At 73.2% G+C, this 23,565-nt stretch carries 20 protein-coding genes and 1 other RNA gene; 18 read left to right on the top strand and 3 right to left on the bottom strand.

What is annotated here, in order from left to right; genetic code table 11:
* The first annotated feature begins 4 nt into the window (after nt 1-4).
* Entirely contained in the window at nt 5-949 is a 945-nt protein-coding gene (locus C4U44_RS41615) for a hypothetical protein (protein ID WP_160145090.1), read from the top strand.
* A 170-nt stretch (nt 950-1,119) separates the two neighbouring features.
* On the opposite strand, the gene C4U44_RS24135 is transcribed toward C4U44_RS41615, so the two are convergent.
* The gene (locus C4U44_RS24135; RefSeq protein WP_103888091.1) at nt 1,120-1,311 is read right to left on the bottom strand and encodes a hypothetical protein; all 192 of its coding nucleotides are present in this window, start codon (nt 1,309-1,311) and stop codon (nt 1,120-1,122) included.
* A 374-nt stretch (nt 1,312-1,685) separates the two neighbouring features.
* Here C4U44_RS24135 and ftsE point away from each other — a divergent pair, with 374 nt between their 5' ends.
* From ftsE to ssrA, 5 genes are all read left to right on the top strand, one after another.
* Nucleotides 1,686-2,375, top strand: a complete 690-nt coding sequence (gene ftsE / locus C4U44_RS24140) for a cell division ATP-binding protein FtsE (RefSeq protein ID WP_103888092.1) — start codon at nt 1,686-1,688, stop codon at nt 2,373-2,375.
* Nucleotides 2,376-2,423: 48 nt separating this feature from the next.
* A complete protein-coding gene (gene ftsX / locus C4U44_RS24145; protein ID WP_103888093.1) occupies nt 2,424-3,344 on the top strand; it encodes a permease-like cell division protein FtsX in 921 nt (306 codons plus the stop codon).
* A 186-nt stretch (nt 3,345-3,530) separates the two neighbouring features.
* Nucleotides 3,531-4,814, top strand: coding sequence for a S41 family peptidase (locus C4U44_RS24150; RefSeq protein ID WP_103888094.1), 1,284 nt, complete (start codon nt 3,531-3,533; stop codon nt 4,812-4,814).
* Nucleotides 4,815-4,832: 18 nt separating this feature from the next.
* Nucleotides 4,833-5,312, top strand: a complete 480-nt coding sequence (smpB, locus tag C4U44_RS24155; protein WP_103888095.1) for an SsrA-binding protein SmpB — start codon at nt 4,833-4,835, stop codon at nt 5,310-5,312.
* A 113-nt stretch (nt 5,313-5,425) separates the two neighbouring features.
* Nucleotides 5,426-5,812, top strand: a transfer-messenger RNA (tmRNA) gene (gene ssrA / locus C4U44_RS24160).
* Nucleotides 5,813-5,945: 133 nt separating this feature from the next.
* On the opposite strand, the gene C4U44_RS24165 is transcribed toward ssrA, so the two are convergent.
* Complete coding sequence (locus C4U44_RS24165) at nt 5,946-6,584, bottom strand: hypothetical protein (RefSeq protein ID WP_103888096.1); 639 nt, start codon at nt 6,582-6,584, stop codon at nt 5,946-5,948.
* A 187-nt stretch (nt 6,585-6,771) separates the two neighbouring features.
* Here C4U44_RS24165 and C4U44_RS24170 point away from each other — a divergent pair, with 187 nt between their 5' ends.
* The 6 genes from C4U44_RS24170 to C4U44_RS24195 all read left to right on the top strand — a co-directional run bounded on the left by C4U44_RS24170 (nt 6,772) and on the right by C4U44_RS24195 (nt 15,129).
* Nucleotides 6,772-8,136 carry a nitrate/nitrite transporter gene (locus C4U44_RS24170; protein ID WP_200823380.1) on the top strand — a complete coding sequence of 455 codons (1,365 nt, stop codon included), beginning with the start codon at nt 6,772-6,774 and terminating at the stop codon, nt 8,134-8,136.
* Nucleotides 8,137-8,297: 161 nt separating this feature from the next.
* Complete coding sequence (locus tag C4U44_RS24175) at nt 8,298-9,440, top strand: uroporphyrinogen-III synthase (RefSeq protein ID WP_103888098.1); 1,143 nt, start codon at nt 8,298-8,300, stop codon at nt 9,438-9,440.
* A gap of 331 nt (nt 9,441-9,771) precedes the next feature.
* The gene (locus C4U44_RS24180; protein ID WP_103888099.1) at nt 9,772-10,386 is read left to right on the top strand and encodes a CGNR zinc finger domain-containing protein; all 615 of its coding nucleotides are present in this window, start codon (nt 9,772-9,774) and stop codon (nt 10,384-10,386) included.
* Between the two features lie 139 nt (nt 10,387-10,525).
* Complete coding sequence (locus C4U44_RS24185; RefSeq protein ID WP_103888100.1) at nt 10,526-12,799, top strand: HelD family protein; 2,274 nt, start codon at nt 10,526-10,528, stop codon at nt 12,797-12,799.
* Nucleotides 12,800-13,213: 414 nt separating this feature from the next.
* Complete coding sequence (locus tag C4U44_RS24190; protein ID WP_103888101.1) at nt 13,214-14,656, top strand: NAD-dependent malic enzyme; 1,443 nt, start codon at nt 13,214-13,216, stop codon at nt 14,654-14,656.
* Between the two features lie 191 nt (nt 14,657-14,847).
* Nucleotides 14,848-15,129 (top strand): HU family DNA-binding protein, encoded by a 282-nt coding sequence (locus tag C4U44_RS24195; protein ID WP_103888102.1) that lies wholly within the window; start codon nt 14,848-14,850, stop codon nt 15,127-15,129.
* A 107-nt stretch (nt 15,130-15,236) separates the two neighbouring features.
* On the opposite strand, the gene murA is transcribed toward C4U44_RS24195, so the two are convergent.
* Nucleotides 15,237-16,595, bottom strand: a complete 1,359-nt coding sequence (gene murA, locus C4U44_RS24200) for a UDP-N-acetylglucosamine 1-carboxyvinyltransferase (RefSeq protein WP_103888103.1) — start codon at nt 16,593-16,595, stop codon at nt 15,237-15,239.
* 155 nt (nt 16,596-16,750) lie between these two features.
* Here murA and C4U44_RS24205 point away from each other — a divergent pair, with 155 nt between their 5' ends.
* The 6 genes from C4U44_RS24205 (at nt 16,751) to C4U44_RS24230 (ending at nt 23,547) form a co-directional block, all read left to right on the top strand.
* Nucleotides 16,751-17,338 carry a YqgE/AlgH family protein gene (locus C4U44_RS24205; protein WP_103888104.1) on the top strand — a complete coding sequence of 196 codons (588 nt, stop codon included), beginning with the start codon at nt 16,751-16,753 and terminating at the stop codon, nt 17,336-17,338.
* A gap of 11 nt (nt 17,339-17,349) precedes the next feature.
* Complete coding sequence (locus C4U44_RS24210) at nt 17,350-17,655, top strand: DUF3039 domain-containing protein (RefSeq protein WP_103888105.1); 306 nt, start codon at nt 17,350-17,352, stop codon at nt 17,653-17,655.
* Between the two features lie 58 nt (nt 17,656-17,713).
* A complete protein-coding gene (locus tag C4U44_RS24215) occupies nt 17,714-18,901 on the top strand; it encodes a tetratricopeptide repeat protein (RefSeq protein ID WP_103888106.1) in 1,188 nt (395 codons plus the stop codon).
* 119 nt (nt 18,902-19,020) lie between these two features.
* Nucleotides 19,021-20,652, top strand: a complete 1,632-nt coding sequence (locus C4U44_RS24220; protein WP_103888107.1) for a beta-N-acetylhexosaminidase — start codon at nt 19,021-19,023, stop codon at nt 20,650-20,652.
* 280 nt (nt 20,653-20,932) lie between these two features.
* Nucleotides 20,933-21,805, top strand: coding sequence for an FAD binding domain-containing protein (locus C4U44_RS24225; RefSeq protein ID WP_103888108.1), 873 nt, complete (start codon nt 20,933-20,935; stop codon nt 21,803-21,805).
* Nucleotides 21,802-23,547: a (2Fe-2S)-binding protein gene (locus C4U44_RS24230; protein ID WP_103888109.1), complete on the top strand. Its 1,746-nt coding sequence runs from the start codon at nt 21,802-21,804 to the stop codon at nt 23,545-23,547. The genes C4U44_RS24225 and C4U44_RS24230 overlap by 4 nt, the downstream gene beginning before the upstream one ends.
* Nucleotides 23,548-23,565 lie beyond the last annotated feature (18 nt).

The raw sequence follows: 23,565 nt of genomic DNA on the forward strand, positions 1-23,565 counted from the left end.
ACACATGACCAAGCGCAACACACGGCTGCGCGTCACCCGCATAGCCGCGGCGGCGGTGATCGCCGCGGGCGCCTCCTTGACGGCCGTGGGCGCGGCCCAGGCGGCCTCGCAGCCGAGCAGCAGCACCGTGAAGCCGGCCGGCGCCAAGGACATCCTCGGGGGCCTCACCCTGGGGTCGACCGAGGGCACGGACACCGGAACCACGGCCGGAACCGACACCGGTACGACCACCGGTACCGACACCGGCACCACGACCGGCACTGACACCGGTACGTCCACCGGCGACAGCACGGGTACGTCCACGGGCGACAGCACCGGCACCTCGACCGGTACGTCCACGGGCGACAGCACCGGCACGTCCACCGGTACGTCCACGGGCGACAGCACGGGCACGTCCACGGGCACCTCGACGGGTACGTCCACAGGCACCTCGACGGGTACGTCCACGGGCACGTCCACCGGTACGTCCACGGGCACCTCGACGGGTACGTCCACGGGCGCGTCGTCCGGCGCGTCCTCCGGCGCTTCCGCGGGCTCGTCCTCCGGTTCCAGCAACGGTTCCTCCGGTTCCGCGGGCTCGTCCTCCGGTTCCAGCAACGGTTCCTCCGGCTCCGGCGGCTCGTCCTCCGGTTCCAGCAACGGTTCCTCCGGCTCCGGCGGCTCGTCCTCCGGTTCGTCCGGCTCCGGCGGTGGTTCGTCCACCTCGGGCGGCAACGACAACACCTGCACCCTGACCGGGGACAGCGTCGACTGCGGCAACAACGCCAGCACCGACAACAACCAGCAGGTCCAGCAGGGCAAGACCACCACGCAGCTGGCCGAGACCGGCTCCAGCGGCACCACCTTCATGATCATCGGTGCCGCGACCCTGATCGCGGGCGGTGTCGGCTTCCGGCTGACCCCGCGCCTGATCAACCGCGCCGGCGGCAACGGCGGCGCCGCGGCCTGACGGTCGCAGCAGCACACGAAAGCGGGCCCGGAGCGCATCGGCGCTTCGGGCCCGCTTTCGCGTGCTCACCCGCAGGGGGTGCGGAGGAATGCGGAGGAATGCGGAGGAATGCGGAGGTGGCGGTGTGCGTGCGGCGGTGCCGGTGGCTGTGCCCACGGCGTCCTGCTGCGTCACGCGGTGGCGTGCTCCACGACCAGGACGACGGCCAGCAGCGCCACGAGGAGTGCTATCAATGTGGCGGGGGATATCGTCGACCAGCCGCCCTGCTGTTCCATCCGCGCGCGGTTGGCCCTGCAGACCGGACAGCGGCCCTCGCTCACGGGGCCGGCGCAGTTCGCACACACCAGTCGGTCGAACGTCATCGCGCTCTCCTTTTCCGTCCGGTGAACGCCCCCGGTCGTGAAATCGTTCCCTGGGCCCGATCGGTCTACTCCGGGCCCGTCCCACGGCTTCCGTATGTGCCGCGGCAATCCTCGACGGGCACCTCTTCCTACTGTGCCAGGTTCCGCCCGGAAGGGCGCCCCGAGCCCTGAATCGCGGCCGGGGAGCGCGCGCGGGAGGCGTGGATCCGTGGTACGGGAGGGGGCAATGACGGGTTTGCCCGAGTGTGCCGTGTGGTCCGGGACACCAACCGCTCGCCGCGACTGCGCGGCCCTCGCCGGGTCGCGTAGTGTCGCCCCCACATCCCCTATCCGGCCGATTCCCAAACCCCGATCCCGCAACCCCTGGTGCCAACGTGATCCGTTTCGACAGCGTCACCAAGACCTACCCCAAGCAGAACCGTCCCGCACTCCGGGATGTTTCGCTCGAGATCGAGAAAGGGGAGTTCGTCTTCCTGGTGGGCTCGTCGGGCTCAGGAAAGTCGACCTTCCTGCGGCTCATCCTGCGCGAGGAGCGTACGGACACCGGCCTGGTGCACGTCCTCGGCAAGGACCTCAACCGGTTGTCGAACTGGAAGGTCCCGCAGATGCGGCGCCAACTCGGCACCGTCTTCCAGGACTTCCGGCTGCTGCCGAACAAGACCGTCGCGGAGAACGTCGCGTTCGCGCTCGAGGTGATCGGCAAGCCGCGGGGGACCATCCGCAAGACCGTGCCCGAGGTGCTCGACCTGGTCGGCCTGGCCGGCAAGGACGACCGGATGCCCGGCGAACTCTCCGGTGGTGAGCAGCAGCGCGTGGCGATCGCCCGGGCCTTCGTCAACCGCCCGATGCTCCTGATCGCGGACGAGCCGACCGGAAACCTCGACCCGCAGACCTCGGTGGGCATCATGCGCCTGCTGGACCGGATCAACCGCACCGGCACCACCGTGGTGATGGCCACCCACGACCAGAACATCGTCGACCAGATGCGCAAGCGCGTCATCGAACTCGAGAAGGGGCGACTGGTCCGCGACCAGTCGCGCGGTGTGTACGGCTACCAGCACTGACTGCTGCCGTCCCGCTCGCACCAGCCCTCCGGAAGGAACCCCGACCCCATGCGCGTCCAGTTCGTCCTGTCGGAGATCGGCGTAGGTCTCCGCCGGAACCTCACGATGACCCTCGCCGTCGTCATCTCCGTGGCACTCTCGCTCGCCCTCACCGGCGGCGCCCTGCTCGTGAACAAGCAGGTCGACGCGATGAAGGGCTACTGGTACGACAAGGTCGAGGTCAGCGTCTACCTCTGCAACAAGAACGACGCGGCCACCACGCCCAACTGTGCCAAGGGCCCGGTGACCGACGACCAGAAGGCCGAGATCCTCTCCGACCTGAAGAAGCTGCCGGTCGTCAAGAAGATCTACTACGAGACGGCCGAGGGTGCCTACAAGCACTACAAGGAGCAGTTCAAGTCCAACAAGCAGCTCGCCGACTCCATCACGCCGGACCAGATGGAGCAGAGCTACCAGGTCAAGCTGAAGGACCCGACGAAGTTCGCGGTGGTGGCGAGCGCCTTCAACGGGCGGCCGGGCGTGCAGTCCGTGGAGGACCAGCGCAAGGTGCTGGAGAACCTCTTCGACCTCCTCAACGGCCTGACCAAGGTCGCGTACGTGGTGCTGGCGTTCATGCTCACCGTGGCCATGCTGCTGATCATCAACACCGTGCGGGTGTCCGCCTTCAGCCGGCGCCGGGAGACCGGGATCATGCGGCTGGTGGGCGCGTCGAGCTTCTACATCCAGATGCCGTTCATCATGGAGGCCGCCTTCGCGGGACTGGTGGGCGCGGGGCTGGCGTGCGTCGGGCTGCTCGGCGGGCGGTACTTCCTGATCGACGCCGGGCTCAGACTCCAGGACAAGATCCCTTTGGTGTCCTTCATCGGCTGGGGGCCGGTGGTGCAGGTCCTTCCGCTGGTGCTGCTGATCGGCGTGGTGATGCCGGCGATCGCGGCGTTCATCGCACTGCGTCGCTATCTGAAGGTCTGACCTGTCCGCAGACCTGACAGGTCAGACGTTTTTCGCGCGTCCGATGCGGTACGGCGGCGGCCCGGCCGCCGGGTCGGTGGTCCCGACCCGGCGCCGGGCCGCCGCCGTCCGCGGTTGCGGGGGGCCGCAAGCGGGTGTACACGCAACCTTCCGTACGAGTCCGCTTTCTGCCCTAGACTTCCGGCCATGTCCGGCCCGTCGCTGTTCGGGACGCCCCGCCGCTGGCGCCGCGGGGCCACCCTGACATTGGTCTGCGGCGCGATGCTGGCCACCGGAGCGGCGGCAAGCAGCCTCACCGGTGTGGACGCCGCGGGGCGCAGGAGCGCACCCGGTATCGCCGCGGCCCCGGCCGGCGACGCCCGCAAGGCCGCCGGTGCACCGGCGGACGCGGACCCGGGCCGCGGCACCGGAGCCGGCACCACCGACGACGGCCGCAGCGGGGACCGCGACCCGTCCGCGGGCAAGGACACGGCGGTCGACACCGGCCGGATCGCCCGGGAGATCGGCGCCGGCACGGTCGGCGCCGAGACCGTGCAGAAGCTCGTCAGCCGCAGTGGCGACCGCTGGTCGTCCTTCTACACCGCCCAGGAGTACGCGGGCCTCCAGCAGGCGCTGGACGGGCGGTACGTCGGCACCGGCGTCTCGGTGCGCCGGATCGACGGGGGCCGCATCCAGATCGCCCGGGTCCAGCACGGCAGCCCCGCCGACCGGGCCGGGCTGCGCGCCGGAGACGTCCTGGACGCCATCGGCGGCACCCGGTGCACGGGCCTGGCCGTCACCCAGGTCGTCGCCGACCTGCGCGGCGGCAACGTGCCGGGCAGCGCCGTCACCCTGGGCGTCGAGCGCGGCGCGCGGCGCTGGACGGTCGGGCTGCACCGCGCCACCCTGGCCACCGAGGCGGTCACCGTCAGCCGGCAGCAGGACGGCCCGACCGTGATCACGATCGACGCCTTCACCAAGGGGGTCGGCCGGCAGGTCGCGGCGGCGGTGAAGGGCTCCGGCGGCTCCGGTCAGGGGGTCCTGCTCGATCTGCGCGGCAATTCCGGCGGCCTGGTCACCGAGGCCGTGGCCACCGCGTCGGCCTTCCTCGACGGCGGCCTGGTCGCCACCTACGACGTGCACGGGCGGCAGCAGGCGCTCTACGCGGCACCGGGCGGGAACACCGCGGTGCCGCTGGTGGTGCTGGTCGACGGCGGCACGATGAGCGCGGCCGAGATGCTCTCCGGCGCGCTCCAGGACCGCGGCCGGGCCGTCGTGATCGGGTCGCGCACCTTCGGCAAGGGCTCGGTGCAGATGCCCAGTACCCTCGCGGACGGCTCGGTGGCCGAGTTGACCGTCGGGCACTACCGGCTGCCGGACGGCCGCAGCGTCGACGGCAAGGGCATCACCCCCGACGTCGTCGTGTCCGGCGGGCAGGACCCGGTCGCCGCGAGCCGCGAGGTATTCGCTGGCCTCGGTGCCCCCTCGTAGTGGGAGAATGGGCCCGCTATGGCTAAAGAGACGGGTCGCAAGATCATCGCGCAGAACAAGAAGGCGCGGCACGACTACCTCATCCTCGACACGTACGAGGCGGGGCTGGTCCTGACCGGCACCGAGGTGAAGTCGCTGCGGCTGGGCCGCGCGTCGCTGGTGGACGGCTTCGCCCAGCTGGAGGGCGGTGAGGCGTACCTCTACAACGTGCACATCCCCGAGTACACGCAGGGGACCTGGACGAACCACTCGGCGCGGCGCAAGCGGAAGATGCTGCTGCACCGCGCGGAGATCGACAAGCTCGACCAGAAGTCCCAGGAGAGCGGGCACACCGTGATCCCGCTCGCGCTGTACTTCAAGGACGGCCGGGTGAAGGTCGAGATCGCCCTCGCCAAGGGCAAGAGGGAGTACGACAAGCGGCAGACGCTGCGGGAGAAGCAGGACCGGCGCGAGGCGGACCGCGCGATGTCCGCGGCGCGGCGCAAGCAGCGCGCCTGACCGGCCACGCGGGAATGCGCTGGCCCCGCCCTGTGTTGAGCGACTACACTGGGGCATGCAGCACCAGCACGGAGCCGCCGGGAGACCGGCGGTGCACCTTGAAAACACCACATGGGGATGATCGGTTTCGACTGGGGATGTCGAAGCAGGGGAAGCGAGCCGAGGAAGCGGCAATGATCTCGTTAACCATATGCCGAAACCAATAATCGCCAATTCCAAGCGCGATTCCTCCGCCTTCGCTCTCGCTGCCTAATTAGCAGCTAGCGAAGACTCTGCGGAGTGTCAGCCCGGGAGTGTTCCCGACCCGGATCCTGGCATCAACAAGGGGACTCAACCGCCGAGCCCGGCCACGGGGCACGGCGGGAAATCTCACAGTGGCTGAGCCCGTCGGCAGCTTGTCCGCGTGACTGCCGGGGCTGAGAAAAGCACAGCGGACTGCGCTCGGAGAAGCCCTGGTTCCGCACCACAGGACGCGGGTTCGATTCCCGCCATCTCCACTCATCCCATGCGACAGGCGACGTCGCCCGCGAGAGCGGGCGGGGTCGCCTTCGTCGTTTCCGGGGCGGCGTCGGACCCGTTCGAACGGGGCCGGGGCGGCGTCGGACCCCCCTTCGGAGCAGGGCCGGAGCAGGGTCAGAACAGGTCGGCGCGGAAGACCAGCACGACGACCGCCGCGCCGATCGCGATCCCCGCGAGGACCACCGCGCAGGAGGCGAGGCCCAGGTCCGGACCGGCGACGCGGGTGGACTCCGGCGCGGTGTCGAGGGCGGCGGCGCCCGCCCGCTCGGCCCACTCGGGCGCCGGGTCGGCGACGATCCGGGGCCGCCACAGCTGGTCGGAGCGGTACTCGACCACCACCACCCGCCCCGGCCGGTAGTCGGGGATGTCGACCAGGTTGATGCCCTGCGAGAACGTCACGCGGTGGGCGGGGCCGTCCTCGGGCTGCACGGTGAGGTCGAACTCGACCGGCACGTCGCCGGTGTCGCCCCCGATGGCCCGGCGGCTCTCGATCCGTGCCAGCGCGGTCAGCGTGACCGGGTCCGGCGTGCGGTCCCGGGGCCCGGCGGTGCCGTTGCGCAACTCCCTGATGACCGCGACCACATAGGTCGCGACGACCAGGGCGCCGCCGATGCCGATCACCGACCACTTCGCGACGACGGCGCCGACGACGAAGCACGCCACCGCCGCGCTGAGTACGGCACCGAGCAGGAACCTGACGGCGAGCTTCGCCGGGCCGGCCTGCTCCGGCTGTTCGGTCGCGGTGGTCACCATGACGGTCGATTCTGCCGTGTCCGGGTGTCTGCCGGAAAGCCTTCCGGCGAACGGCAGGCTCACATGCCGCATGTCGCCCGGGTGAGTGCCTGGTTGCGCGTGCGTCACGCCGTATCGGGCAGTCCGAAACCCGGCGTTCCTACGGTCGGGACCGTCAACGAGGGCGGCGACGGCGGGAGGCGGCGTGATGCGGCGGTGGATCGAGACATGGGACCCGGAGGACGAGGGGTTCTGGTACGAGGGCGGGGGACGGCGGATCGCTCGGCGGAACCTGGTGTTCTCCGTGCTGTCGGAGCACATCGGGTTCTCGGTGTGGAGCCTGTGGTCGGTGATGGTGCTGTTCATGGGGCCGGGCTACGGCATCGACCCGGCCGGGAAGTTCTTCCTGGTGGCGATGCCGACGCTGGTCGGCGGGGTGCTGCGGGTCCCCTACACCTTCGCCGTCGCGCTGTTCGGCGGCCGCAACTGGACGGTGGTCAGCGCGCTGTTGCTGCTCGCGCCCACCGTCACCGCGGCGTGCGTCGTCCGGCCCGGGGTGTCCTACACCACGCTGATGGTGGTGGCCGCGGTCACCGGGGTCGGCGGCGGGAACTTCGCGTCCTCGATGACGAACATCAACTCCTTCTACCCGCTGCGGGAGAAGGGCTGGGCGCTCGGGCTGAACGCGGGTGGCGGCAACCTCGGGGTGGCCGCGATCCAGCTCGTCGCGCTGCTGGTCATCGGCACCGCGGGCGCGACCCACCCCCGGCTGGTGCTGGCGGTCTACATCCCGCTGATCGTGGTCGCGGCCGTGCTCGCCGCGCTGTTCATGGACAACCTCGCGCCGGTACGCAACGACACCGGCGCCGCGCTGGACGCCGCCCGCGACCCGCACACGTGGATCATGTCGGTGCTGTACGTGGGCACCTTCGGGTCGTTCATCGGCTACAGCTTCGCTTTCGGGCTGGTGCTCCAGAACCAGTTCGGGCGCACCCCGCTGCAGGCCGCCGACCTCACCTTCATCGGTCCGCTGCTCGGCTCGCTGGTCCGCCCGGTCGGAGGGCGGCTGGCCGACCGGTTCGGCGGCGGGCGGATCACCTGGTGGAACTTCCTCGCGATGGCGGCGGCCACCGGCCTGGTGGTGGCCGCCTCCCAGGAGAGGTCGCTCGGCACGTTCCTGGTCGGTTTCATCGCGCTGTTCGCCTTCAGCGGGCTCGGCAACGGCGCCGCGTTCAAGATGATCCCCGGGATCTTCCAGAAGAAGGCCGAGGCACGGGGGCTCACCGGCGAGGCGGCCGCGGCGCACGCGCGGCGGCTGTCCGGCGCGTCCATGGGGCTGATCGGCGCGGTCGGGGCACTCGGCGGGGTCGGTATCAACCTCGCGTTCCGGGAGGCGTTCCTGAACGCGGGCAGCGGCACCCCCGCGTTCGTCGCGTTCCTCGGCTACTACGCACTGTGCTTCGTGCTCACCTGGGCCGTATACCTGCGCCGGCCGGCCAGGGCGGGCGGCGGGGCCGGGAGCGGCGGGGAACAGGCCGCGCCCGAGGCCGCCGAGGCGTACGCGGAGGTCTGAGCGGCATCCGGCGGGCGTCGCCGCGCGTAACACCCGGGAAATCCGGGCGAACCGAACCCGTCACCCCGGCTTGGGACGATGAGCATCCTGGGCGCGGGGTGGCGCCGGGCAGCGTGCCGCGGTCTCGCGGCGGGCCGGTACGTCAGCGAGGTGGGTCAGCCATGGAAGCGCACTCCGGACCGAACGGGACGGCCGGCGGGGTGCCGCCGCTCGCCGGGTTCACCGTCGGGGTCACCGCGGCCCGCCGCGCCGACGAACTGGCCGCGCTGCTGGAGCGGCGCGGCGCGGTGGTGATGCGGGCACCGTCGCTGCGGATCGTGCCGCTGTCCGACGACGCGGAACTCCTGGCGACCACCCGGCGGTTGCTGGACGACGCGCCGGACGTGGTCGTCGCCACCACGGCGATCGGCTTCCGCGGCTGGATCGAGGCGGCCGACGGGTGGGGGCTCGGCGAGGCGCTGCTGCGGCGGCTCGGCGAGACCGAACTCCTCGCCCGCGGGCCGAAGGTGCGCGGCGCGGTCCGCGCGGCCGGGCTCACCGAGGCGTGGTCCCCGGCGTCGGAGTCGATGGCCGAGGTGCTGGAGCGGCTGCTGGCGGAAGGCGTCGAGGGGCGCTGCGTCGCCGTCCAGCTGCACGGCGAGCCGTCGGCCGGATTCGGCGAGGCGCTGCGGAAGGCCGGTGCGCGGGTGGTGGCGGTGCCGGTCTACCGGTGGATGCCGCCGGAGGACCTGGGGCCGGTCGACCGGTTGCTCGACGCGGTGTACGCGCGCGGGCTGGAGGCGGTGACCTTCACCTCCGCGCCCGCGGTCGCGTCGCTGCTGAAGCGCGCGGAGCGGCGCGGGCGCCTCGACGACCTGCTGGCCGCCTTCCGCGAGGACGTGCTCGCGGCCTGCGTCGGCCCGGTGACGGCGCTGGCGCTCCAGGAGCGGGACGTGCCGACTCGGCAGCCCGAGCGGTTCCGGCTCGGGCCGCTGGTGCAGGTGCTGGCGAGGGAGTTGCCGCAGCGGGTCCGGCAGTTGACCGTGGCCGGGCACCGCGTCGAGGTCCGCGGCCACGCGGCGGTGGTCGACGGGGTGCTGCGGCCGGTGCCGCCGGCCGGGATGGCGCTGCTCAGGGCTCTCGCCCGCCGCCCGGGGTGGGTGGTCGGACGCGGTGACCTGCTGCGGGTGCTGCCCGGGTCCGGGCGGGACGAGCATGCCGTGGAGACCGCGATGGCTCGCCTCCGTACGGCCCTGGGCGAGCCGCGCCTGGTCCAGACGGTCGTCAAGCGCGGGTATCGGTTGGCGCTGGACCCCCCCGCCTAGCCCGTCCCCCGGCCCCGGGACCACCTGCCGGTGGTGGGCTTGTCGCGCGGTTCCCCGCGCCCCTGGTACGTGCGGCTCCTCCGCGGAAGGAGGGTCACCACCAAGGGGTGCGGCTCCTCCGCGGAAGGAGGGTCACCAACAGGGGCGCGGGGAACTGCGCGCTCAGCAGGCCACCGGGTGGAAGCCGGGAGCGGACCGCAACCGTCGCGGCGGGATGCCGTGCAGGGCACCCCGAAGGCAAGCGCACCGTGGCGGCTGAATCGGCGAAGCCACTCGCGGGGGCTACCTCCCGGGTGAAGGCTGGGGCACCCTGGGGTGGGAGGTGCGGTGGATGCGCTTTGACGGGGGCCGGGTGTGTCTGGATCTGGCGGCTACGGACGAGTACGGGCAGGCGGTGTCGGAGGAACTCCGGGACACCGCGGAACTCACCCGGTGGTTGTACGGCGCGGGCCTGGTCCCGCCGGCGACCGCCATACCGGTGGAGAGCGAGTGGCTGCCGCACTTCCATGAACTGCGCGGCCTGCTGAGGAGGTTGGTCGCCTGCGAGGTCGACGGCGTCGTCGCCTCGCCGGATGACGTCGCCGCGCTCAACCGTTTCGCGCGCCCCGCACCCCCCGCGCCCGCGGCGGTGCCGGCGGTGCACCCCCAGGCGCCGGCGGGCGCGCACGCGGACCCGGCCTGGGCGGTGACCCTGTCGAAGCGGCTCGCCGCGCCCCCCACCTGGGAGTCGCTGGCGTCCGCGGTGGCGCGCGACGCCGTGGACCTCCTCACGGACCCGGACGCCCGGGACCGGCTGCGCCGCTGCGAGGGCGAGCGCTGCGCGCGCGTCTACCTCGACACCTCGCGGGGACGGCGCCGCCGCTGGTGCAGCAGCGAGCTGTGCGGCAACCGGGAACGGGTCGCCCGCCACCGCCGCCGCACCACCCTCACCGCCGGCCAGGGCTGACCCGCTCGGCGGACGCCCGCGCCCCGGCTCGGCCGAGGGCGCGTGCCCGGGTGGGCACGGGCGCGCAGGTCGCGTACGGTTGCAGGCTGTCCCACGCACGGATGCGCACGGGGCGTAGCACAGCAGAAGGGGGTCCTGCGTGGCCGCGCAGACCACAGCACCGGGGGTCCGGGACCAGGAGATCGCCGCCGAGCAGGCGCACCTGGACCGGGTGTACAACCGCCTGGAGGAGAAGATCCACGAGGCGGAGTTCCTGATGAGCGACGCCGCGCAGCGCGGCCACGTCGGCACGCCCGGCGCCCTCGCGGAGCGGGACGCGCAGGTCTTCCGCGCGGGCATCCACCTCAACCGCCTCAACAGCGAGTTCGAGGACTTCCTGTTCGGCCGGATCGACCTGCTGCGCGGCAAGGACGGCAAGAAGGGCGCGGACGGGGCGTACACGTCGATCGAGCCCGCCGACGACGCGGTGCGCGCCGACGGCGGCGCGGACGTCGCCGAGACGCTGCACATCGGCCGGATCGGCGTACTGGACGCGGAGTACGCCCCGCTGGTGATCGACTGGCGGGCGCCGGCCGCCGCGCCCTTCTACCGTTCCACGCCGGTCGCCCCCGGCCGGGTGGTGCGCCGAAGGGTGATCCGGTCCAAGGGCCGCCGGGTGCTGGGCGTCGAGGACGACCTGCTGCGCCCGGAGCTGTCCACGGGTCTGCCGGTGGTCGGCGACGGCGCCCTGATGGCCGCGCTCGGCCAGGCGCGCACCCACAGCATGCGCGACATCGTCTCCAGCATCCAGGCCGAGCAGGACCTGGTGATCCGGGCCCCCGCCGCGTCGGTCACCGAGGTGTCCGGCGGGCCGGGCACCGGGAAGACCGCGGTGGCCCTGCACCGGGCGGCCTACCTGCTCTACCAGGACCGGCGCCGCTACTCGGGCGGGATCCTGTGCGTGAGCCCCACCCCGCTGCTGGTGGCGTACACCGAGGGCGTCCTGCCGTCGCTGGGCGAGGAGGGCCAGGTGGCGATCCGCGCGGTCGGCTCGCTGGTCGACGGCGTCACGGCCGATCTGTACGACGACCCGGCCGTGGCCCGGATCAAGGGGTCGCTGCGGATGCTGAAGGTGCTGCGCAACGCGGCCCGCGGCAGCCTGGACCTGCCGCCGGAGTCCGGTCCGGGCGGGCGGTCCGCGCGGCTGCGCGTGGTGGCGTTCGGCCGCCGGATCGAGCTGGAGGCACACGAGCTGAACACGGTGCGCCAGCAGGCGCTGAGCGGGACCACGCCGGTCAACCTGCTGCGCCCGCGGGCCAGGCGGCTGCTGCTGGACGCGCTGTGGCGCAAGAGCGGCCGCCGGTTCGAGGACGCCGACCTCGCCGCGCAGGAGCGCCAGGGGTTCGACGAGGACATCACCACCGAGCCGGACTTCATCGAGTTCCTCGACGCCTGGTGGCCGGTGCTGGAGCCGGCCAGGGTGCTGGCCGCGCTCGCCGACGACAAGCGGCTGGCGCGCTGGGCCCGCCGGGTGCTGAGCCCGCCGGAGGTGCGGCGGGTGGCCCGCTCGCTGCGGCGTGCCGGCACGTCCGTGCACGACGTGGCGCTGCTCGACGAGCTGGACACGCTGCTCGGCTCGCCGCCCCGGGAGAGGTCCCGCGAGGTCGACCCGCTCGACCAGCTCACCGGGCTGGAGGAGCTGATGCCGGAGGCCGCCGGGGAGTCCCGCAGGGAGCGGGCGGAGCGGCTGGCCCGGGAGCGCATCGAGTACGCGCACGTGATCGTGGACGAGGCGCAGGACCTCACGCCGATGCAGTGGCGGATGGTCGGCCGGCGTGGCCGGACCGCGACCTGGACGATCGTCGGGGACCCGGCGCAGAGCTCGTGGACGGACGTCGACGAGGCCGCCCGCGCGCGGGACGAGGCGCTGGGCACCCGCCCGCGGCGCAGCTTCACCCTCACCGTCAACTACCGCAATCCCGCGGAGATCGCCGGGGTCGCCACGACGGTACTGGCCCTGGCCATGCCCGGCAGCACCTCGCCGCGGGCGGTGCGCTCCACCGGGATCCCGCCGCGCTTCGAGGTGGCGGGTGACGACCTCGGCGCCGACGTGCGGGCCGCCGCGGAGCGGTTGCTGGGCGAGGTGGACGGCACCGTCGGGGTCGTGGTGGCGATGAACCGGCGCGCGCAGGCCCGGGGTTGGCTGGACGGTCTCGGCGACCGGGTGGTGGCGCTGGGCAGCCTGGAGGCCAAGGGGCTGGAGTACGACGCGACGCTCGTGGTCGCCCCCGCGGAGATCGCGGAGGAGTCCCCGGCGGGCCTGCGGGTGCTGTACGTGGCGCTGACGAGGGCGACGCAGCGGCTCGCGGTGCTGGCGGTGCCGGCGGACCAGCCGAACGCGGCGGGGGTGCCGGACCTGCTGCGGGCGGACTGAACCGGGCTGCCCGCGGGCCCGGTTCGGCGCCCGCGGGCACGGAGGCGCCGGCACGCACAGAGGCGCCCCCTTCTCGTCGAAGGGGGCGCCTCTGTCACGTCTGCGACACCGACCCGCCATGCTCGCCTCGCGGCAAGTGGGCGCTCGAAGCGCCTAAGGTTGGGCCCGGGGGCTTGGATCGAGCCGGTGTCTTGTCCAGGCTAACAAACCCTTCGGCGAACCTCTTCCCGCCCACCGGAATTCGTTGCCGGTCACCCTCCCGCCATGTGTTCTTCCGTCGCTGTGCACCCCGCGCGTGGCTTGATCCCGTATCGCGGAAGTACGATTCCACCCCTAGCGGCGGTTTTCCCCATACCCGCCGGTAGGTGCGACGATCACCGAAAACCCTCGGGCAGGAACCGGAAGAAGGTCCTCATGGCAACGGCGCCAAGCGTCTCGTACTCGATCACGGTGCGGCTGGAGGTCCCCGCCAGCGGGGGCGCGGTCGGCCGGCTCACCACCGCGGTCGAGTCCTCGGGAGGGTCGGTCACCGGCCTGGACGTGACCGCCTCGGGCCACGAGAAGCTGCGCATCGACGTCACCATCGCGGCCAGTTCCACCGCGCACGCCGACGAGATCGTGGGCAAGCTCCGCTCGATCGAGGGCGTGACCATCGGCAAGGTCTCCGACCGTACGTTCCTGATGCACCTCGGCGGCAAGATCGAGATGCAGTCCAAGCACCCGATCCGCAACCGCGACGACCTGTCCATGGTCTACACGCCCGGCGTGGCCCGGGTCTGCATGGCCATCGCCGAGAACCCCGAGGACGCCCGCCGGCTGACCATCAAGCGCAACTCGGTCGCCGTGGTCACCGACGGCTCCGCGGTGCTCGGGCTGGGCAACATCGGGCCGAAGGCCGCGTTGCCGGTGATGGAGGGCAAGGCGGCGCTGTTCAAGCGGTTCGCGGGCATCGACGCCTGGCCGCTGTGCCTGGACACCCAGGACACCGACGAGATCGTGGCGATCGTCAAGGCCATCGCGCCGGGCTTCGCGGGCATCAACCTGGAGGACATCTCCGCGCCGCGCTGCTTCGAGATCGAGGCGCGGCTGCGCGAGGCGCTGGACATCCCGGTCTTCCACGACGACCAGCACGGCACCGCGATCGTGGTGCTCGCCGCGCTGACCAACGCGCTGCGCGTCGTGGGCAAGCAGATCGGTGACCTGCGGGTGGTCATGTCGGGCGCGGGTGCGGCCGGCACCGCGATCCTCAAGCTGCTGCTGGCGGCCGGGGTGAAGCACGCGGTGGTCGCCGACATCCACGGTGTGGTGCACGCCCAGCGGGACGACCTGAAGGACGCCGGCCCGCAGACGGCGTTGCGCTGGATCGCGGACAACACCAACCCCGAGGGCTTCACCGGCAGCCTCAAGGAGGCGGTGGTGGGCGCCGACGTGTTCATCGGCGTCTCGGCGCCGAACGTGCTGGACGGCTCGGACATCGCCCGGATGGCCGACGGCGCCATCGTCTTCGCGCTGGCCAACCCCGACCCCGAGGTGGACCCCGCGGACGCCCGTGAGACGGCCGCCGTGGTCGCCACCGGCCGCAGCGACTTCCCGAACCAGATCAACAACGTGCTGGTCTTCCCCGGGGTCTTCCGCGGCCTGCTGGACGCGCAGTCGCGGACGGTGAACACCGAGATGATGCTGGCCGCGGCCCGGGCGCTGGCCGCCGTGGTCGGGGACGACGAGCTGAACCCGAACTACATCGTGCCGAGCGTCTTCAACGACAAGGTGGCCGGCGCGGTCGCGGACGCGGTCCGGGACGCGGCCAGGGCGGCCGCCCCGGAGCGCGCGAACGGATTCCCAGCGTCGACCGTCTGACGACAGCGCGTGATCCTCCCGCCCGAGGGTGCCGCCGCCTGGCCTCTCCCAGGGCTTTTTCCGCGACTCGCGCGGGCAGGCGATTGGCTTTCCCCCCATATATGGGGGCAGGATGCACACCTGGGCGGTGAGGCATACAGCAACAGCTTCTGCTCGCGCCCCCATGGCAGCAAGAACACGGGAGTACAGATATGAACCGCAGTGAGCTGGTGGCCGCGCTGGCCGACCGCGCCGAGGTGACACGCAAGGACGCCGACGCCGTGCTGGCCGCGTTCGCCGAGACCGTCGGCGAGATCGTGGCCAAGGGTGACGAGAAAGTCACCATTCCCGGCTTCCTGACCTTCGAGCGCACCCACCGCAGTGCCCGCACCGCCCGCAACCCGCAGACCGGTGAGCCGATTGAGATCCCGGCGGGTTACAGCGTGAAGGTGTCCGCGGGTTCCAAGCTCAAGGAAGCCGCCAAGGGGAAGTAGGCCCGGTGGTGCAGTAGCACCGGAACGCCGAGGGCGGCCGCCTCCACGTGGAGGCGGCCGCCCTCGGCGTTGTGCGGGCTGCTGGGCGCCCGCCGGGGCCGCTGCCCTCAGGCCACCGCGGCGGGCGGGCTGCCGGGCAGCGACGGAAGCTCTATGTCGGCGCCCAGCCCCTGCAGCTTGGCCAGGAAGTTCTCGTAGCCGCGGTTGATCAGGCTGATCCCGTGCACCCGCGAGGTGCCCTGCGCGGCAAGCGCCGCGATCAGGTACGAGAAGCCGCCGCGCAGGTCCGGGATGACCAGGTCGGCGCCCTGGAGCTTGGTCGGCCCCGACACCACCGCGGAGTGCAGGAAGTTGCGCTGCCCGAACCGGCAGGCGCTGCCGCCCAGGCACTCGCGGTAGAGCTGGATGTGGCCGCCCATCTGGTTGAGCGCCTCGGTGAAGCCCAGCCGGGACTCGTAGACCGTCTCGTGCACGATCGACAGGCCGGACGCCTGCGTGAGGGCCACCACGAGCGGCTGCTGCCAGTCGGTCTGGAAGCCCGGGTGCACGTCGGTCTCCAGCGCGATGGCGTTCAGCGGGCCGCCCGGGTGCCAGAAGCGGATGCCCTCGTCGTCGATCTCGAAGGCGCCGCCGACCCGGCGGTAGGTGTTCAGGAAGGTCATCATCGAGCGCTGCTGCGCGCCGCGCACGTAGATGTCGCCCTCGGTGGCCAGCGCCGCGCTCGCCCAGGAGGCCGCCTCCAGCCGGTCGGGGATGGCCCGGTGGACGTAGCCGCCGAGCGAGTCCACACCGGTGATCCGGATGGTGCGGTCGGTGTCCAGCGAGATGATCGCGCCCATCTTCTGCAGGACGCAGATCAGGTCCTCGATCTCCGGCTCGACCGCGGCGTTGGTGAGTTCCGTCACGCCCTCGGCGAGCACCGCGGTCAGCAGCACCTGCTCGGTGGAGCCCACCGACGGGTACGGCAGCCGGATCCGGCACCCGCGCAGCCGCTGCGGGGCCTCCAGGTACTGGCCGTCGGCCCGCTTCTCGATGGTCGCGCCGAACTTGCGCAGCACGTCGAAGTGGAAGTCGATCGGCCGCCCGCCGATGTCGCAGCCGCCCAGGCCCGGGATGAACGCGTGGCCGAGCCGGTGCAGCAGCGGGCCGCAGAACAGGATCGGGATCCGCGACGAGCCGGCGTGCGCGTCGATGTCGGCCACGTTGGCGCTCTCCACCCGGCGCGGGTCCAGCACCAGCTCACCGGGTGCCTCGCCGCTCTCCACGGTCACCCCGTGCAGCTGGAGCAGCCCGCGCACCACCCGGACGTCCCGGATCTCGGGCACCCCCAGCAGCCGGCTCGGTTCGCTGCCGAGCAGAGCGGCCACCATGGCCTTGGGCACGAGGTTCTTCGCACCCCTGACCCGGATCTCGCCCTCCAGAGGGGTCCCACCATGGACAAGCAGCACATCGGCGATGTCGGTCATGGATCTCGCGATCTTGGGAGAAGACGTACGGACTTCGGCGGTGCGCGGCCGCGGTGTTGTCGCCGCCGCGCGGGAACCAAGAAGAAATGGTAATGCGCTTGACGGGTCCGCCTACCCCGTCGTTGACCCTCCGAACGGGCGGTCCTTGGGGGATCATGTGCAGCATGACCGAGGTGTCCTCGCTCACCGGACGACTCCTGGTGGCCACGCCGAAACTCGCGGACCCCAACTTCGAACGGGCGGTGGTCCTCCTCCTCGACCACGACGCGGAGGGGTCGCTCGGTGTCGTCCTGAACCGGCCGACGCCGGTCGGCGTGGGCGACGTCCTGGAGCCGTGGGCGGCCCTCGCGGTCGCCCCGCCGGTGGTCTTCCAGGGCGGCCCGGTCTCGCTGGACTCCGCGCTCGGGCTGGCCGTCGTGCCCGGCGAGCCCGGTGACCTCGGCGACGAGGCGCTGCTGGGCTGGCGGCGGGTGCACGGCGCGATCGGCCTGATCGACCTGGAGGCGCCGCCGGAACTGCTGGCCGCCGAGCTCGGCTCGCTGCGGATCTTCGCCGGATACTCCGGCTGGGGACCCGGCCAGCTGGAGAAGGAGCTCGCCGACGGCGCCTGGTACGTGGTCGAGTCCGAGCCCGGCGACGTGTCCTCGCCCGCGCCGGAGCGGATGTGGCGCGCGGTGCTGCGCCGCCAGCGGGGCAAGCTCGCCATGGTGGCCACGTATCCCGACGATCCGTCTCTCAATTAGGCTTGACGCTTATGAGCACTCTTGAGCCCGAGCGCGGGGCGGGCACCGGCACACTGGTCGAGCCGACTCCGCAGCTCTCCCATGGTGACGGCGACCACGAGCGCTACGCGCACTACGTCCAGAAGGACAAGATCATGGCGAGCGCGCTGGAAGGCACGCCCGTCGTCGCCCTGTGCGGCAAGGTCTGGGTCCCCGGGCGCGACCCGAAGAAGTACCCGGTCTGCCCGATGTGCAAGGAGATCTACGAGGGCATGCCCGCCGGCGGCGGCAACGACAAGTCCGGCTCCGGCAAGTCCGGAAGGGGCGGCAACGCCTGAGGGCGGCGCGTTCGGTGCGGCGGACGCGCCGGACGACGACGCGAACAGCGGTGAGCGGGTGCACTCGCTGGTCGGCCAGGGCCGGTTCGCCGAGGCGCACGCGCTGATCAGTGACGCCTTCGTCGAGCGCAACGGCAGCGCCGGCTACCTGCTGCGGGCCTGGGTGCTCGCCCAGGAGCAGCGCCCCGCCGACGCCCGCGAGGCCGTCGACTGGGCGCTGGCCATCGCCTCGTCCGCCGAGGCCGGCGACGTCTTCGTGCTCGCCGGGGTGGTGCTGCTGTCGCTGGACGAGGCGCACGCCGCACTCACCGTGGCGCTGCGCGCGACCGGCGCGGATCCCGACGGCTGGGAGCCGTCGGTGCTGCTGTCGGACGTCTACCGGCGGCTCGGCCGGATCCCCGACGCGATCGCCGCGGCCCGCCGCGCGGTGGCGCTCGCCCCGCAGGAGGCGGAGGCGCAGGTCGCGCTCGCCCGCTCGCTGTCCGCGGGCCGCGGCGTGTTCGGACGGATACCGCGCCGCAACCGCGCGGAGCACCGTGCGGCGGCCGAGCGTGCCCTCATGCTCGGAGCCGCGCCCGGCCAGCTCGTGGTGCCGCGCGGCGGCGCCGTGCTGGGCGGCATGGGCCTGGCCGTCCTGCTCGGGGTGCAGCTGTACCGGATCGAGACCGGCGGGGCCTGGGAGCTGGTCGCCGCGGGGATCGTGTTCGGGGTCACCTTCGCGCTGATCGGGGTGCTGGTCACCATGAGTTCCCGGCGCTCCGGGGTGAGCACCCGCAGCCGGCTGCGAGGGGTGCGGGCGACCACCCGCACCGAGATGGTCGGCGACGCGTGGCTGTGGCGGATCGCCGCCGTGCACATCGCGGCGGTGCTGCCGCTGCCCGCGCTGCTCACCACCGGGCTCGTCGCCGACCGGGCGTGGCGCGGCGCGCCCTGGCCGCTGTGGGCCGCCGCCCTGCTCGCCGCCGCGGGGCTGACCGCGGTGAGCGCGCTGCTCGTCGCCGTGCCCTGGTGGTACGGCGAGATGTTCGCCCGCCGCATCCTGCGGCACGCCGGACTGGTCCGGCTGCAACTCACCGCGACGGGGCTCCTGATCGGGGGCACGCTCGCGGTGGCCGTCCGCGGCCGGGTCTCCACCGGCACCTGGGCGTCGGTGGCCCTCGCGCACGTCGTCTGGACGATCGGCGGGTGGCTCGCCGCGGCCGTCCTGTCCGGACGCCTCCAGGTACTGCGCCGCCGCGCTCTCTAGGGCCTGGCAGCGCCCGGTCGCGGGGGAACCGTTCGACCGGGAGGGATCCGGCGGGGCGGCGGGAACCGGCCCTCGTATTGGTCTATGCCAATCGGGGAGCCGTATTGCAGGATGGCCCCATGGACCTCATCCCCCTCCCGAGCCACACCACGACGTACGCCGCCGACCACGAAGTCTTCTCGCTGCGGCCGGAGACGGTCCTCTCGGCCGGCCCGGGCACCGAGGTGGCCGCGCGCTGGCTGCGGGACACCGTGGGCGCGGCGACGGGGCTGCCGTTCACCGCGGGGGACCACTCCGCGGGGGGCGGCGTGGTGCGGCTGGCCGTGGACGAGACGGTGCCGGGCGGCCCGGAGGGCTACCGCATCACCGTGGACCCGGTGGGCGGCGTGCGGATCACCGGCGCGGGCCCGGCGGGCGTCTTCTGGGGCGCCCAGACGCTCCGCCAGCTGCTCGGGCCCGACGCCTTCCGCCGCGCCCCGCTGGGCGCCCGCGAGTGGACCCTGCCGGCCTGCCACCTCAGCGACGCCCCCCGCTTCGGCTGGCGCGGCTTCATGCTGGACGTGGCGCGGCACTTCATGCCCAAGGACGGGGTCCTGCGCTACCTCGACCTGATGGCCGCGCACAAGCTCAACGTGCTGCACCTGCACCTCACCGACGACCAGGGCTGGCGGGTGCAGATCCGCCGCCACCCCCGCCTCACCGAGGTCGGCGCCTGGCGCGAGCGGACGAAGGTCGGACTGCGCGAGTCCCCGCTGTGGGACGAGCGCCCGCACGGCGGCTACTACACCCAGGACGACATCCGCGAGATCGTCGCGTACGCGGCCGCCCGGCACATCACCGTCGTCCCCGAGATCGACATCCCCGGCCACTCGCAGGCCGCCATCGCCGCCTACCCCGAACTCGGCAACGCCGACGTGATCGACACCGCCGCCCTGGGGGTGCTCACCAGTTGGGGCGTCAACCCCAACGTGCTCGCTCCCACCGAGGACGTCCTGCGCTTCTACGAGGAGGTGTTCACCGAACTGCTGGAGCTGTTCCCCGGCACCTTCTTCCACATCGGGGGCGACGAGTGCCCCAAGGAGCAGTGGGAGGCATCGCCCCTCGCGAAGGACCGGATGGTCGCGCTCGACCTGAAGGACGCGGACGAGCTCCAGAGCCGGCTGATCGGCCACTTCGACCGCTGGCTCGCCGACCGGGGCCGCCGGCTGATCGGCTGGGACGAGATCCTGCAGGGCGGGATCGCCGAGCACGCCGCGGTCTCCTCCTGGCGCGGGTACCAGGGCGGGATCACCGCCGCGCGGGCCGGGCACGACGTCGTGATGTGCCCGGAGAGCCATGTCTACCTCGACTGGCGGCAGTCCGACTCGCCCGACGAGCCGGTGCCCATCTCCTACGTCCGCACCCTGGAGGACGTCTACCGGTTCGAGCCGGTGCCCGCGGAGTTGACGCCGGAGGAGGCCGCGCACGTCATCGGCACCCAGGCCAACGTCTGGACCGAGGTGCTCGACTCGGTCCGTGCGGTCGACTACATGGTCTTCCCGCGGCTGGCCGCCTTCGCCGAGGTCGCCTGGTCCGCGCTGGGTGCCCCGGAGGAACGCGACTGGCCCGGCTTCGAGGCCCGGATGCGCAGCCACTACGCCCGCCTGGACGCCCTCGGCGTGGAGTACCGGCCGCCCGGCGGCCCGCTGCCCTGGCAGCGCCGCCCCGGCGTCCTCGGCCGCCCGAGGCCCGGTTCACCCCCGATCAGGTGACCGGCGGCCGGCGCCGCGGGTACGACCCGCGGCGCGACGGCGCCCTGACGGCCAGAAACCCGCCGCCCGTATCGCCCCAACTCCCGTGAAAGGCGGCAATTCCGGCACATGGCCCGATCGGCGCCGAGTCGTACGATCGACCCCGTGAGGGGCGGATCGGTACTTCGTGGACCCTCGCGTCAGGCGCCCCGGAACATGTGCCAGAGTTGCCACGTCCGGGCTGTCAGCACGTACGGTACGGCTACCGCGTGACGGAGGTAGGCCGGGAAGGGGCAGCGGCGTGAGCACGTATGCACGGCAGGAGGCGGCGAACGTCACGCTGCCGTCCTCGCTCGACGAGGCGGTGGCCGCGCTGGCCGACATGCCCAGTGCCGTGCCCGTCGCCGGGGGCACCGACCTCATGGCGTCGGTCAACTCCGGGCTGCTGCGCCCGGCCGCGCTCGTCGGCCTCGGCCGGATCAGCGAGATCCGCGGCTGGCAGTACGCCGACGGGGCCGCCCTGCTCGGCGCGGGCCTGACCCACGCCCGCATGGGACGCCCCGACTTCGCCGCCCTGATCCCCGCCCTGGCCGCCGCCGCCCGCTCCGCCGGACCCCCGCAGATCCGCAACGCGGGCACCCTCGGCGGCAACATCGCCAGCGCCGCGCCGACCGGCGACGCGCTGCCGGTGCTGGCCGCGCTGGAGGCGAGCGTGATCCTCGCCGGGCCGGACGGCGACCGCGAACTCCCGGTCAGCCACCTGCTCACCGGCATGGACCCGCTGCGCCCGGGCGAGCTGCTCGCCTTCGTGCGCATCCCGCTGCTGCACGCCCCGCAGACCTTCCTCAAGGCCACCGGCCGCACCGGCCCCGGCCGGGCCGTCGCGTCCGTCGCCCTCGTCGTCGACCCCGCCCGGCGCCAGGTGCGCTGCTCGGTCGGCGCCGTCGCGCCGGTGCCGCTGCGGCCGCTGGAGGCCGAGCAGTGGGTGGCCGGCCTGATCGACTGGGACGGCGAGCGCACCCTCGCTCCCGAGGCGTGCACCGCCTTCGGGGAGTATGTCGCCGCCGCCTGCATCCCCGACCAGCCCGGCGTCGAACTGCCGCCCGCCGCGGTCCAGTTGCGTCGCACCGTGGCCGCACTGTCCCGCCGAGCGCTCGGGAGGGCCCTGGCATGACCGACCAGCAGCCGAACGAGCGGGACCCGCAGGACGGGCGCGCCCCCGGCACGGCCGGGGCCTGGCAGCCGGTGCCGGGCGGCGGGGACTACGACCCCGACCAGACCATGCACGTCTCCTTCGCCGCGCAGTTGCCGCCCGAGCCGCTCCCGGGTGAGGATCCGCTCGGCGCCCACGGCCCGGCCGGCACCGGCTGGCCCGGTCGGCCCGGTGAGGAGGGCGGCTACCCGGCCGGCCTGCCGCTGTACGGGCAGGGCCACGGGCAGGACGGCGCCGCGGCCTACGACTACGGGCAGCACGCTCCGTCCGGCCCGTCCGGCGGCGGCGATGACGGACCCGGGGGCCGTGGCGGGGAGCAGGATCCGGTCACCAGCTGGTCGATTCCCGTCATAAGGGAGGAGACCGAGCCCGAGTCCGGCGAGTACTCGCTCGGCGACTTCACCCCCTCCTGGGACCAGGCGCCCTCGCCCGCGCCCACCCAGTCCTTCCCCGCCGGCATGTTCGGCCAGGGCGCCGCGGCCGCCGCGCAGGCACGGGCCGCGGCCGAAGCGGCGGCCGAGCAGGCCCGCACCGGCGCCGACCCGTCCGCCGGCCCCGGCACCGGCCAGTGGGAGATGCCGTTCTCCGGCCCCGCGGGCGGCGACGCCGTGCCGTGGCTGCCCGCGCACGCGCCCGCGTCCGACGCGGCCTGGTCGGGCCTCGTGGACGACCCGGAGGGCCCGCCCCCGGGCCCGGCCGCAGCGGGCCACGACGCCGGCGCGGCCGACGACGGCCCGTACCCCGTGCCGTCCTTCGACGAGCCCGCCACCGCTGAGGGGTCCGCCGGACCCGCCGGCTTCGACGACGCCGCCGCGCACGCCGGCCCGGGCCGGTCCGCCGAACCCGGCCCGCCGGACGACCCGCACGCGCAGGACGACACCGCGGACCGGCCGGACGGCGGTTACGACGCGGACGCCGACGGTTATGACGCGGACGCCGACGGCTACGACGCCTACGAGACCGGCGCCCACGACGACGCGGACCCCGACGCCGGTGGTGAGCCCGAACACGCCCTCGCCGAGGGCGAATCCGGCGAGCGGACCGGCGACGGCGCCGCGCCGGACGACTCCGGCGGCGACGACCTCGCCGGCCAGGACCCCGACGCGGCCGAGCCGTTGCCGCCCGTCGAGGAGACCCGCAGCGAGCACCCGCTCGCCTCCTACATGCTCCGCGTCAACGGCACCGACCGGCCCGTCACCGACGCCTGGCTCGGCGAGTCCCTGCTGTACGTGCTGCGCGAGCGGCTCGGCCTGGCCGGCGCCAAGGACGGCTGCGAGCAAGGGGAGTGCGGCGCCTGCTCCGTCCAGGTCGACGGGCGGCTGGTGGCGTCCTGCCTGGTGCCCGCGGCGACCGCGGCCGGCAGCGAGGTCCGCACCGTCGAGGGGCTGACCGTCGACGGCCGCCCCTCCGACGTGCAGTGCGCGCTCGCCGAGAGCGGCGCCGTGCAGTGCGGCTTCTGCATCCCCGGCATGGCGATGACGGTCCACGACCTGCTGGAAGGCAACCACAAGCCGACCGACCTGGACATCCGCCAGGCACTCAGCGGCAACCTCTGCCGCTGCTCCGGCTACCGCGGCGTCATCGACGCCGTGCGCGCGGTCGTCGCCGGCCGGGACACCGACGACCCACCCGCCGCAGGCCCCGACGACCCCGCCCGCGTCCCCCACCAGGGCGGCCCCGCCACCTCGGGAGGCGCCCAGTGAGCAGCATCATCGAGGGCC

It is taken from the genome of Actinacidiphila yanglinensis (genome assembly GCF_900107965.1).
Lineage (GTDB): Bacteria > Actinomycetota > Actinomycetes > Streptomycetales > Streptomycetaceae > Actinacidiphila > Actinacidiphila yanglinensis.